The organism is Saprospiraceae bacterium, from assembly GCA_016714025.1.
GTDB lineage: Bacteria > Bacteroidota > Bacteroidia > Chitinophagales > Saprospiraceae > Vicinibacter.
Genome location: JADJOB010000002.1, coordinates 1,106,010 through 1,118,518, shown reverse-complemented (window position 1 = coordinate 1,118,518; position 12,509 = coordinate 1,106,010). Strand labels below are relative to the sequence as shown.

Below are 12,509 nucleotides of genomic sequence, written 5' to 3'. Positions count from 1 at the left end.
AAGATAGTTTGTTTACTATTTTTGTTGCCATATGATCAAAGTACTTCAACAATTAATTAACAAGTACGCTCATGAGTTGCTTGTGTTTGGTATTTGTTTTTGCATTCTATTTAGTCTGGGATTTGAAGTTATGATTTATTTTCCAATGGACCAGAGTCCGGATATTCAAGATTATTTAAAGATGGCTCAATTTGATTGGAACCAAAGTCCTGTCAGGCACTATCGAATCCTTATTCCATTAATAGCTAGTGGCGTACAATTTAGTTTTGGATGGATCTTCGAACTTTTACATCCGCTAAGTTTTGATGGAAATTTTTCCTTGTGCTTTAGTTTCTTGATGGTTAATGTGAGCATCCTGTCGATTGCAGGTGTAATACTTTTTAAGCTATGCAGAAACTTTGGCATGAATGATTGGATTGCGGCATTTTCTTTGATTCCATTTTTAAGTTGTCGATGGACTATGGAACTTGCAGGTCTTCCCTTGGTGGATAGTTTGTACTTTTTAAGTCTGCTGATGGTATTGTACGGATTTTATAACAAACAAACTCTTTGGTTTGCCACAGGACTTCTACTCGGCCCCTGGGCCAAAGAAGCATTTATCTTTTTTGTACCTATGATCCTTTACATGAAACGAGATCGATTGATTAATACCATCAGCTGGATCGCATTTTCAGGAATGCTCGTTTTTGGATTTCGATTTTTATGGGATTTGTATTTGCAACATCCATTTATAAATAGTTTTGCAAAAGATGTTGATTCTTTTTCAACAATAAGTGTTTCATTATCAAAACTATTTAGTTTCCATGGAATTTACGATGTATTTTCTGTAGTGGGATTTTGGATTTTGATTCCAATGATGGTTTGGATAAAAAATAATTTCAGCTTGCAATTTAAAATAAATGAAACCCGTATTGTTTTTGTTTTATATCTATTGGCTGTAATATTCCAAATGCTTTTATCAGGAGATTTGGCAAGAATGTTTTATTTGATTCTGCCCCTTTATTGTATATGGATTGGAATAAATATAAAATCCATTATTGTGGAAAATGGAAGGAGCGCCACTGCTGTTTAACTGATTAAAGAAAAAGTCACATTGAATACAGCATTAAATGATTTTAGCTTTCAGCCCTCCAAACTAAATTGTTTCCAACTTATATGACTTTCAGACCTACCGCCTTTCAGCTGCTGCTTGTGTTATTCGCAATTCAAATCTTTTCTTGATTTGATGTCGTTATTAGGGAAACACATAAAGGACAATACGTGATCCGGTAAATATTTTTCAAGAGTAGGATCATACAAAGCATTTTCTAAAAATTCTGTAAGATCTGTTACTTCCTGTTCAGTCAGATTTAAAGGTTGAAAAAATCCACTGATTTGTGATTTTGGAACTATCGGATTTTCAGGTTCTGCTTTATTAAAATATTCTACAACCTCTCTCAAACTTTGTTTACTTCCACCATGAAAATAAAAACCCACAGGTTTCAAATTATACAATTGCGGAACTTTGAATTTATACAAATCTTCCGGTCTGTCAGTGAAGCCACCGCGTCCTTTTACACGTTTATCGGTTGGACCGGTGCGGAATACTTCAGTTACTTTATTTTCATATAAATCATAGACTCCTAAAGCAAAGAAATTAAAACTATTTAGCGATGGACTGTTATGACAACGATAACATCCGGCTTTTCCAAAAAACAATTCTGCTCCTTTCTTTTGTTGATCGGACATTGCAGTATGATCTCCTTTTAACCATTTTTGGAAAGGTGCTTCATGCGTAGTAATGGTTCTGAAATATGCTGCAATTGCAAATGAAGTAGTTTTTAATGAATAGCGCTCAGAAACTGGAATTTCCGGAAATGATTCATCAAAAAGTGCTTTATAACCAAGATAAGAAGCCATACTTTCATTCATAGTCATTCGATGAACCTGCAATGCTCGGATGTTATTAGCTTCTAATCCTTCCAATCCAATAAAATTTACTTCAGTCAGTGAATCCTGACGCCAAACAGATTCGGTTCCAACGTTTAAACTAAAAGATCCAAAGGATCCAGCCCATAATGCATTTCGAACATAAGCCAAATTGATGGTGGGTAATGGTCTAGCTCCTTGCGCATCCACTTCGTCTCCTTGGTAAGCTGGATTTTTACCTCTTCCATTTCCCAAATTTCCAAATCCTTCAGCACCGTCAGCAATTCCTTGAATCCTGCCTGCAGTAAATGATTTTTTTGCAATATGGCAAGATGCACAACTAAATGAATTCATGCCAATTGGTTTGTTGGGCAATACCCCAATTGCCGGCTCGTGAAACAACATTTTGCCCAATTTCACTTTGGTTGCATTTATTGGATTTTTGGGATCCTGATTGGGTATTTCATCTAAATTTTCGCCACTTACTAAAATGTAATCCCGGATATCACCATTTGGAGCTGCCGATTTAACTCTTTTGATTAATTGATCGTCCAGACTGATATCGTCCTGAGCTGCTTCTCGGGTGCACGTGGTAAATACGTAACCAAGAAAAAGAATGCACACTAATTGAAAGGCGAGTAATTTTTTCGCAAACATATCCAGGGAGTATAATTAATTAAAAATATTTATATATTTAATCAATTAATAGTCAATAGAATTGATTAAATATCAAGTATTTATATGCAAATTTGCTCAAATTAATTCAATTCTAAGAATTTAATTTAAAATTTTAAGAAATCTCTAAGAATTGACCGAAAAAGATGCTTCCAATGGCAAAATTTTCAGACTTCTTTCCCTGATCCGAAACCGGTCGCCATTGGCTAATACATGGGTAGTCAAATTGCTAAGAGACATGGGTGTTCCGGGTTCCAAATCAATGTAACGATTGTGGTTAAGATTCCTGGGATCAAATAAAACAACCATCCCGGTGCCAATGACTTCGCAGTCATTTCCTTTTTTAATGATGAGGCCTGTATCTTCTGCTAATCCGATTCCCAGTTGATTTGGAAAACGGGCAACCGCTTCTGCCAACCTTCCAAATCGGCCTCTTTGGATAAAATGGGTGTCAATGATAACTTGATCGAGATAGGACATCCCCCGGGCCATTTTAACATTGCCCTTTTGCATCGCATCCACCACACTTCCCCCTGCTATCATTTGAAGGGACATGGACATGGCTCCGGCACTGGTTCCTGCAAGTACCAATTTCGTTTCTTCCAGTTTTCTTCGAATGATCTGATGGGCTATCGTATCCGCAAAGCATTTTACAATTCTGGATTGGTCTCCACCTGAAAACATTATGCAATCGGCCTCTTCAATTAGTTTTACATTCTTTTTTAGCTGCGCTTCTGAGCGCTTGCGAACATCTACAATTTGTACAGCCTGACAACCCAGGGTTTCAAAGGCCTGGCTGTAATTTTCACCCACTTCAACCGGAATGCTGGATGCGGTAGTTATCACTACGATTCGTGCTCCGGTTCCGCCGCTTTCGCGTACGATAGCAGATAATATTCCTTGTTTAATAAAGTCCAGACATTCTGATTCTTTCAGGCCTATTCCTTTATTTTCATTCCCCCCCACCGGTATCAGCGTTCCTTTAAATTCCATGATTTGGCACTTGAAAATAGATCACAAAGCTAAAGGAATGCAGATAATTGACTAAAATTATTACCTTAAGGCCTCAATCGAACTAAAATGAAAATCCGGGAAATCAATGTCATGCGTGGACCCAACTATTGGTCCATCCGAAGACACAAACTAATTGTCATGGTTTTGGATCTGGAAGATCTCGAACAAAAACCAACCAATACCCTGGATGGGTTCTTAGAACGTATGCAAGCGTTGTTGCCCGGATTGTACGAACACCGCTGTTCGGAAGGCGAACCCGGTGGCTTTTACAAACGCGTCAAAGAAGGTACCTGGATGGGACACGTTGTAGAACATATTGCCCTGGAAATTCAAACCATGGCCGGAATGGATGTTGGTTTTGGCCGGACCCGCAGTTATGGTGAAACCGGAGTCTATCATGTTGTCTTTGATTATTTGGAAGAAAAAGTAGGCGTATATGCTGCAAAAGCAGCGGTACGCATTGCAGAAGCACTCATTGAAGGATCCGCTTACGATTTGAAAGATGACGTTCAGGAAATGCGAGAGTTGCGAGAAATTCAGCGATTGGGGCCAAGCACCGCCAGCATCATTGATGAGGCTATTGCAAGAGGCATTCCGTGGATCCGTTTGAATAAATATTCACTCTGTCAATTGGGTTATGGTTGCAATCAGGTTCGGGTTCAGGCAACTGTAACCAGTAAAACTTCCAGCATTGGAGTTGATATTGCGGGTGATAAAGAAGATACCAAGTTTTTACTCGACCAGGCTGAAATCCCCGTTCCAAAAGGAGAAATAATTAAAACGGAAACAGGCCTGAGGGAAGCAGTAGATTATTTAAAATTTCCATTGGTTATAAAACCAATCGATGGAAATCATGGACGCGGAGTTACCACCAACATCACGAATTGGGAACAAGCCCTGGAAGGATTTCAGATGGCTAAGAAAATTTCCAACGCAGTAATCGTCGAACAATACATAACCGGCGATGATTACCGGATTTTATTGATTAATTATAAATTGGTTGCTGCAGCTAAACGGCTTCCGGCCCAAATTGTCGGTGACGGTGTTTTGAGTATTGATGCTTTGATTAAAAAAACAAATGCAGATCCCAGACGCGGTTACGGACATGAAAAAGTACTTACTTATATCACTGTAGATGATATTACTTTAAAGTTACTGGAGCTAAAAGGCTATACTTTAGATAGCGTATTAGCCAAAGGGGAAGTTTTGGTTGTAAAGGACACGGCCAACCTTTCAACCGGGGGCACCTCTGTGGATGTTACTGACATAGTCCATCCGCATACGGTTTTTATGGCGGAGCGTATTTCCCGAATTGTTGGATTGGATATTTGTGGAATTGATTTTTTGACCAAAGACATCAGCAAGCCCGTTTCCGAAGTGGGTGGTGCAGTGATTGAAGTCAATGCCGGTCCTGGATTCAGAATGCACCTGGCGCCTGCAGAAGGCTTACCCAGAAATGTTGCAGCTCCTGTGATTGATATGTTGTACCCTCCTGGAAAAAACAGCCGCATTCCAATTGTAGCGGTGACCGGGACCAATGGAAAAACCACGACAACCCGATTGATTGCACACATGGCCCGAATGATGGGTTATACTGTAGGATTTACTACAACCGATGGCATTTACATTCAAAATCATTTAATGATGCAGGGAGATTGCAGTGGACCCGGCAGTGCTGAGTTTGTATTAAAAGATCCAACCGTCAATTTTGCAGTTTTTGAAACGGCCCGAGGTGGAATCCTCCGTGCAGGCTTGGGCTTTAAAAATTGCAATTATGCCATTGTCACGAATGTAGCACCCGACCACCTTGGATTAAAAGGCATCCACACCATGGAACAATTGGCAAAGGTTAAAGGCGTGGTGGTTGAATCTGTATTGCCTGATGGCTATGCCATTTTAAATGCAGACGATGACCTGGTTTACGCCATGCGTGAGCGGATTAATTGCAAGTTGGCTTTGTTTTCGATGGATGAAGACAATCCCCGGATAAAAAAGCACATGCGCGAACATGGTATTGGGGCCATTTATGAAAACGGATTTATAACCATCTGCAAAGGCGAGTGGAAAATGCGCATCGTTAAGGCGGTCAATGTGCCATTAACTTACGGCGGACGTGCCAGTTTTATGATTCAGAATGTTTTGCCTGCTGTTTTGACTGCATATTTTAATGGATTTGAATTGGATGACATCAAAGCAGCCCTCGAATCTTTCATTCCATCACCTGCACAAACGCCTGGTCGATTGAACATGTTTGATTTTAAACATTTCAGCATCTTGTTGGATTACGCACACAATCCAGCCGGATTGCAGGCTTTAAAGAAATTCATCGATAAAATCGATGCCTATCCAAAAGTGGGTATTATTGCAGGAATTGGAGACCGACGCCAGGAGGATAATGAAGGAATTGGTAAAGTTGCAGCAGAAATGTTTGATGAGATCATTGTAAGGCAAGACAAACACCTCAGGGGCAAAACCGACCAGGAAATCATTGAAATGCTAACTGCCGGAATCAAACAACATGACATTAGCAAACCCTTCAAAGTCATCCCTAAAGAATCAGAAGCCATCAAATATGCGATCGAAAATGTAAAAGAAGGTTCATTGATCGTTGTGTGCAGTGATGTAGTGCCTGATGCCCTCGAATTAGTGCAGCGTTATTTAGAAGAAGAAGCTAAGAGTTTATACAAATTTAAAAAAGAAGATATTCCAAATACATAATAATGCCAAACATTATATCGATTAAAAACTAAATTAAAAACACCTTAAAAATTCCTTAGGACCTAATATATTAAATAATTTTATATGCATAACGTATTGATAAAATTAATAAGTTAGTTAACATTTAAATAATTATACATATATAAATAATTAACTATTAATTTTTTAAATAGTAATATTTCGAATATGTATTTTTCAATCACTGAAAATAATTTTTTCAATTTTCTTAGTTTTATAAAACCAAATATTATTTTTGCATCGTTAAGCCTGAAAGTTTTTAATTTCTTTTGTTTTAAGCCATAAAATCCCTCGTATGAAATTTTTGTCCAAGTTACTAGTTGGTTTAGTAGCTTCTGCCTTAATCTTTTCAACTTCTTGTAATGAGGTTGACACTCCGGAAGGTGGAAATAACTTAATGAAATCTCAGGAAAATGAAGTGTACCATGAATGGAATTCCGTGTTTATGGAAATTGAACGTTTTGCTTCATCTTACAGGCCTGGTCCAGCTCCCCGTGCTTTGGCATATCTCGGATTGAGTGCCTATGAAGCTTGTTTGGGTGGCATGCCCGATTATCAGTCATTACAATACCGTTTGGGTATTCAGGATATGCCGGCAGTACAAACCAATTTATACTGGCCCGAAGTAATCAATGCATCTTATGGCTATCTGATGAATAAGTTTTTTGAAAACGTAACTTTTAAAAACAAAGACGGTGTCATTTTAGATAAACAACAATTTCTTAGATTAATTGAAACTAAGGAAGTTGAACTCAGAGAGCGCTTCCGTAAAAATACAGTTGAAACCATATTAAATAATTCTGAGGCTCATGGACGCGAAGTAGCTTCTGCTATCTGGAGATTTTCTACAACAGATGCTGTTGGTTACAATGCCCATCTAAATCCCTTTCCAGTAGAAAACAAACCAGTAAACGCTTGTGACTGGGTTGCTACTGAACCTCAAGTGTCCCAAAGAGGTATGTTTGCCTTATGGGGGGAGGCCAGAAGGTTTGGATTAAATCAAGTTGATATGGATGCATTAAAAGCTCCCTTTAACTGCGATGATGGAAAAAATTCAATCAACTATCAACAAGCCTGGGAAATGTATGTAATTGCAAACGAAGCTCGCAGCAACCCTAAAGGTGAAATGGAATGTATCGCTGAATTCTGGAGCGACGACCGGGTAGGTTGGACCTTCAGTCCGGCTCCTCGTTATATTGCAATCGCAGATCAAATCGTTCAAAAAGAAAAAATGAATCTCGAAACTACTTGTGTTCTCTATGCACAAATAGGTATGGCATTAAATGATGCCGGTGTGATTGCCTGGTACAATAAATACAAATACAATCTTGAAAGACCTATCAGCTACATTCACCGAAACATAGATCCTACTTTCACTGTGCCATGGTTAGGGTTCACTCCAGCTTTTCCAGCTTATCCTTCCGGGCATTCTACCTTTGGATATGCTGGTGCTGGAATTCTTGAATATTTTGTCGGACCGAACTACAGCTTTACAGATCATTGTCATGAACAGCGTACCGATTTCTGTGGTACTCCCCGTTCATTCAATACCTTGCGTACACTTGCTTATGAAAATGCTTTCAGCCGGTTACCATTAGGCGTACATTGGAGAATCGACATGGAAGGTGGTGAATTTTGTGGTTTGTTAGCTGCAAAACGCATTCACGAATTGCCCTGGAAAAAATAATTTAAGTTTAAATAACTTTTATAAGGGATCTTCATTATGAGGATCCCTTTTTTTTGTTGGATAGTAAATGATATCCGGCTAATCCTGGCCATTATGAAAAAAAAATTTCTCGCAGAGACGCAGCGTAATGCAACCATTCCTACTATCAACTAACAACTATCAACCAACAACTAATTATTTTCTCGCAAAGACGCAAAGGAATGCAACCGTTCCTCCTATCAACTAACAACCATCAACTAACAACTAATTATTTTCTCGCAAAGACGCAAAGGAATGCAACCGTTCCTGCTATCAACCAACAACTAATTATTTTCCCGCAGATTACGCAGATTGACGCAGAGAAGAAAAAATAATGGACCAGGTTTTGTATGGCTACATTAAAATATACACTCACTTATTCTTCGTATTCGATGACTTGCATAAATCGCAAGTAAAAACTCAATTCGATGGTTGTGTTTACAGTGGATTGCTCGTAACCAGGTTCGGCTTGCCCGGTCCATGGATTGATCCGGCGTATGGTTGCCGGCACATATACTTGCTTAGATAAATCAGGTGCAATGTTGAGTTCGAGTCCAGCGTGTGTCAACTTACTCATTTTGTATTCTGTGCCTAACTTGATAGAAAATCCATAATTCCATTTGCGAACCCATTCTTCGAGTTCCTGATAGATTTCAAATTTTGTTTTTGCTGTGTATTCCCCGCGGAGTCCAATTGCATAATAAGGCTTCCAGATTCCTTTACGGATGTATCGTTTCAAACCAATATCTAAACTCAAATTGTGAAATTCCATTCCGTAGGTGCTTCCGGGATACCGATTTCCATTGATGTCGTAAAAATAGCTGACTCTGAAGGCTCCGCCTTTAACGTGGTATCCTAATTGCCCGTAGATTACATTTTTAGAGTCCGAACTTTCTGAATCCATAAACGCTGCTACATGCCAACGTACTAAGGGATCCCGCTGGCTGCCTCCACCCCATTTTTGAAATCCCATACTGGGACCAAGTTTGATTCCAAATCCATTGGCCTGGGAAATCAGTTGGCTGCTATGACAGGCCATCAGCATTCCAATTGCACCCAGTGTTTTTAAGAATTTAATGGTAAAACGAACCTGATTCATAACAGCATGTTTGATGTAAAATTACAACACATAGCAGAAATATGAATATCATGTCATTATGGCATAGTTTTTATATAAAATTTGTCATTTTGGCATGATGTAATCTGTATTCAATGCCAGAATTTCCTGATTTTTGGAATGGTACATCAATTGATCTATGGCTATTATAAAAATAAAAAATTATGATGTACTCAAATTACTACTTCCCCTACCCAAAAACATTTCGCGTCAAATCGAATTGCGCGGTTGATTATAAACCAGCTGTTGATCAAAGCATTCGCCCAAAAATGAATGCGTACCAAAAAGATGAACAGTTGATCCTAGAATTTTCCATGCCGGGTGTATTGAAAGAAGATGCGTCCATTCAATTGGAAAATAAGCTATTGCATTTGAATGCAAAACGCATTCATAAGTCCGAAGATGTTAAATCACTGCACAAAGAATTTGCAGATGTAAGTTACAAACGCAGCATTCAATTGCCTGAAGACATTGACACTGAAAGCTTGAAAGCTCGATTTGAAAATGGCGTATTGTATGTGCAGATGAATCGTATAAAAAAAGCAACTCACAGCATTTCTGTAAACTAATTTGTTAAACATAAAATTTTAAAACCATGAGAAATATTAATTCACTAGTACCTTTTGTTCAAATCGTTGATGATTTGATTGGTAAAACCTTCCATGATTTTAATGGAGGACAACTATTTCGCAACAATACACCCGGCTTAAATGTGGTGGATACGGGCAAAGAATTTAAACTTGAATTGGCTGCTCCCGGATTGAGCAAGCAGGATTTCAAAATTGAATTGGATAATAATATGTTGATTATCTCAGCAGATAAAAAACAAGAAAACACGGAAACTAAAGAAAGTTATTTCCGAAAAGAGTTCAGTTACCATTCTTTCAAAAGAATGTTTGAATTACCAGCTGAAGCGGATGCAGAAAAAATTACCGCTCAATACGAAAATGGAATCTTGAACATTCAAATTCCAAAAACCATTGAGATTGGTAAAAACAACAAAACCATTGAGATTTCGTAATTGACTTCATATTCAGGGATTAGTAACCCGGAGGCATTTGCTCCGGGTTTTTTTTTAAATAAAACCACCACACTCCAAATTACTGCGTTGCAAAATCTATTAAACAATCAATTAAAAGCATTAAACTCAGTATTTTAAAATTTACAAGTATTGCCAAAGGAGTTTTTGGAAATAGCTTTTAACATAAGAAGTCTAAATTTTCGTTTTATTTTAGCAGCATGGTATGCTGATCAAGCGATCGAATTACCTTTGTTAAAATAAACAGAATAACTTTCATTGAAAAACCCTCGTATTTTAGGCATTGATCCCGGAACCAATATTTTAGGATATGGAATTTTGGAATTCCGCGACCAAAAATCCATTGTGCTGGAAGTTAATACCCTTCAATTAAAAAAGTTTGATACCCATCAGGCAAAACTCCGTGAAATTTTTCTCCGTGTACAAGAATTAATTGAAGCGTTTCAACCTCAAAGTCTTTCAATTGAAAGTCCGTTTTTTGGTAAAAATGCCCAGAGTATGCACAAATTAGGACGTGCTCAGGGCGTAGCAATCGCAGCTGCTATGGTAATGGGTTTGGAAATTTATGAGTTTTCACCCAAGAAAATCAAAAAGGCGATTACCGGAAACGGCAATGCAACGAAAGAGCAAGTAGCGCAAATGCTCAATCGCTTGCTTGATTTCAAAATTGATGAGAAATATTATGATGCTACAGATGCTTTGGCAGCAGCATTGTGTTTGATGAATGAATTAAATTCACCTGCTAAAGGGATAAAAGCTACAGGCAAATCCTGGAAATCGTTTATTGCAAATAATCCAAGTCGGGTGGTTTAAATTTTTTTCTAATAGCTGTGTTATTGAAATCGGATTTATAAATAAGATAATTTTATAAATGTGAAAACAAAAAGAGAAATTGTTGAAAATTGGTTGCCTCGTTATACCGGTACCAATCTGAATGAATTTGGAAAGTATGTCATACTGGTAAATTTCAGTTTATACGTCGAGTTGTTTGCAAAGTGGAATGAAGTAGAAGTTCGTGGACGGGATCGTTCCATGATCAATGCAACAGCCAACAACATCAGCATCATAAATTTTGGTATGGGAAGTCCGAATGCAGGAACGATCATCGATTTGCTGACAGCAATTAAACCAAAAGCCATTTTATTCTTAGGAAAATGCGGTGGACTAAAATCCGGTAAAAATAAATTGGGTGATTTTATCTTGCCAATAGCAGCGATACGCGGCGAAGGAACTTCTAATGATTATTTACCTCCGGAAGTACCGGCTTTACCAGCTTTCGCCTTGCAAAAAGCCATTTCAACCACCATTCGGGAATACGAACAGGATTACTGGACCGGAACAGTTTATACAACCAATAAACGCGTGTGGGAACATCGATTGGATTTTAAAAAATATTTATTGCGTTTACGTGCATTGGCCATCGATATGGAAACCGCAACCATTTTTGTTGCTTCTTTTAAAAACCGAATCCCTGCAGGCGCTTTACTATTAGTATCCGATATGCCTATGGTTCCGGAAGGAGTTAAAACTGAAGCCAGCGATAAAACCGTCACCGATCAATTTTTACATTTACATTTAAAAATCGGCATCGACTCTTTGAGAAAATTAATTGAAAATGCGTTGACTGTAAAACATTTGCGGTTTGAAGAATAATTGGGGAAATATTACAATGCTGCAATTTTACAATGTTGCAATGGTTTAGTGGTTTATTCCAAATAAATTTTAAGTTTCTTGTCTATAGACTAAAAGGCAATACGCTATTTCAGACGCTAGAAAAAATGAGAAAATCGAATCAATAGCCCAATTTCTTCATGACTTTGGGGAAAATATCATCTGTCTTATTGAAATAAAGAACGCCCATTGCAGAATCGAAAACAAATGCGTAGCCTTCTTCTTTTCCAACATCCTGGATGGCTTTATTGATTTTATCCAAGATGGGTTGAATAAGTTCTTGTCTTCTTTTTTCTAAAGAGCTTTGTGCAGATTCTCGGTAAGTACTTAAGGCTTGTTGTTCTATTTGCAGATCAGATTCAGCCTGACTTTTTTGTACCGCAGTATAACTTCCTGCACTGATATTTTGTTGGTAATTGCGTACTTTTTCCTGGTATTTTGCCAGCATTTCTTCCCCTGTTTTTGTCAAGGAAGCGTCGTATTGTTTCAAAGTAATAGAAGCAACCTTGGCTTCATTTAATGAATCAATTAACTGAACTGAATTGATGTGTCCAACTTTTTGAGCATAGGTGTTGCTTAAAAAAAGACAAATAGAACACAGGAACGAAAGTGATAGGACCTTCATTGAATATAAAATTTTAGAA

General features: G+C 38.0%; 11 protein-coding genes. 7 read left to right on the top strand and 4 right to left on the bottom strand.

What is annotated here, in order from left to right; all coding sequences use genetic code 11:
- Positions 1-31: 31 nt before the first annotated feature.
- A complete protein-coding gene (locus IPJ80_07700) occupies positions 32-1,072 on the top strand; it encodes a hypothetical protein (protein ID MBK7913371.1) in 1,041 nt (346 codons plus the stop codon).
- A gap of 122 nt (positions 1,073-1,194) precedes the next feature.
- Here the strand turns inward: IPJ80_07700 and IPJ80_07695 are convergent, their stop codons facing one another.
- Together IPJ80_07695 and IPJ80_07690 are read right to left on the bottom strand one after the other, a co-directional pair.
- On the bottom strand, positions 1,195-2,565 hold the full coding sequence (locus IPJ80_07695) for a hypothetical protein (protein MBK7913370.1): 1,371 nt from the start codon (positions 2,563-2,565) through the stop codon (positions 1,195-1,197).
- A gap of 144 nt (positions 2,566-2,709) precedes the next feature.
- Positions 2,710-3,576 carry a cyanophycinase gene (locus IPJ80_07690; protein ID MBK7913369.1) on the bottom strand — a complete coding sequence of 289 codons (867 nt, stop codon included), beginning with the start codon at positions 3,574-3,576 and terminating at the stop codon, positions 2,710-2,712.
- Positions 3,577-3,663: 87 nt separating this feature from the next.
- Between IPJ80_07690 and cphA the strand changes: the two genes are divergently transcribed.
- Both cphA and IPJ80_07680 read left to right on the top strand, forming a co-directional pair.
- Positions 3,664-6,315, top strand: a complete 2,652-nt coding sequence (gene cphA / locus IPJ80_07685) for a cyanophycin synthetase (protein MBK7913368.1) — start codon at positions 3,664-3,666, stop codon at positions 6,313-6,315.
- Between the two features lie 313 nt (positions 6,316-6,628).
- Positions 6,629-8,020, top strand: a complete 1,392-nt coding sequence (locus tag IPJ80_07680) for a vanadium-dependent haloperoxidase (GenBank protein ID MBK7913367.1) — start codon at positions 6,629-6,631, stop codon at positions 8,018-8,020.
- Positions 8,021-8,414: 394 nt separating this feature from the next.
- Here IPJ80_07680 and IPJ80_07675 read toward each other — a convergent pair whose 3' ends face one another.
- Complete coding sequence (locus IPJ80_07675) at positions 8,415-9,137, bottom strand: hypothetical protein (GenBank protein ID MBK7913366.1); 723 nt, start codon at positions 9,135-9,137, stop codon at positions 8,415-8,417.
- A 182-nt stretch (positions 9,138-9,319) separates the two neighbouring features.
- Between IPJ80_07675 and IPJ80_07670 the strand changes: the two genes are divergently transcribed.
- The 4 genes from IPJ80_07670 to IPJ80_07655 all read left to right on the top strand — a co-directional run bounded on the left by IPJ80_07670 (position 9,320) and on the right by IPJ80_07655 (position 11,847).
- Complete coding sequence (locus IPJ80_07670) at positions 9,320-9,724, top strand: Hsp20/alpha crystallin family protein (protein MBK7913365.1); 405 nt, start codon at positions 9,320-9,322, stop codon at positions 9,722-9,724.
- 26 nt (positions 9,725-9,750) lie between these two features.
- Positions 9,751-10,176, top strand: coding sequence for an Hsp20/alpha crystallin family protein (locus tag IPJ80_07665; protein MBK7913364.1), 426 nt, complete (start codon positions 9,751-9,753; stop codon positions 10,174-10,176).
- A gap of 276 nt (positions 10,177-10,452) precedes the next feature.
- Complete coding sequence (gene ruvC, locus IPJ80_07660; protein MBK7913363.1) at positions 10,453-11,007, top strand: crossover junction endodeoxyribonuclease RuvC; 555 nt, start codon at positions 10,453-10,455, stop codon at positions 11,005-11,007.
- A 60-nt stretch (positions 11,008-11,067) separates the two neighbouring features.
- Complete coding sequence (locus tag IPJ80_07655) at positions 11,068-11,847, top strand: AMP nucleosidase (protein MBK7913362.1); 780 nt, start codon at positions 11,068-11,070, stop codon at positions 11,845-11,847.
- A gap of 139 nt (positions 11,848-11,986) precedes the next feature.
- On the opposite strand, the gene IPJ80_07650 is transcribed toward IPJ80_07655, so the two are convergent.
- The gene (locus IPJ80_07650; GenBank protein ID MBK7913361.1) at positions 11,987-12,490 is read right to left on the bottom strand and encodes an OmpH family outer membrane protein; all 504 of its coding nucleotides are present in this window, start codon (positions 12,488-12,490) and stop codon (positions 11,987-11,989) included.
- Positions 12,491-12,509: the final 19 nt, after the last annotated feature.

Coding starts and splice junctions, on each gene's coding strand:
- IPJ80_07700 (MBK7913371.1), top strand. CDS start 32: ATGATCAAAGTACTTCAACAATTAATTAACAAGTACGCTCATGAGTTG.
- IPJ80_07695 (MBK7913370.1), bottom strand. CDS start 2,565: ATGTTTGCGAAAAAATTACTCGCCTTTCAATTAGTGTGCATTCTTTTT.
- IPJ80_07690 (MBK7913369.1), bottom strand. CDS start 3,576: ATGGAATTTAAAGGAACGCTGATACCGGTGGGGGGGAATGAAAATAAA.
- cphA (MBK7913368.1), top strand. CDS start 3,664: ATGAAAATCCGGGAAATCAATGTCATGCGTGGACCCAACTATTGGTCC.
- IPJ80_07680 (MBK7913367.1), top strand. CDS start 6,629: ATGAAATTTTTGTCCAAGTTACTAGTTGGTTTAGTAGCTTCTGCCTTA.
- IPJ80_07675 (MBK7913366.1), bottom strand. CDS start 9,137: ATGAATCAGGTTCGTTTTACCATTAAATTCTTAAAAACACTGGGTGCA.
- IPJ80_07670 (MBK7913365.1), top strand. CDS start 9,320: ATGATGTACTCAAATTACTACTTCCCCTACCCAAAAACATTTCGCGTC.
- IPJ80_07665 (MBK7913364.1), top strand. CDS start 9,751: ATGAGAAATATTAATTCACTAGTACCTTTTGTTCAAATCGTTGATGAT.
- IPJ80_07650 (MBK7913361.1), bottom strand. CDS start 12,490: ATGAAGGTCCTATCACTTTCGTTCCTGTGTTCTATTTGTCTTTTTTTA.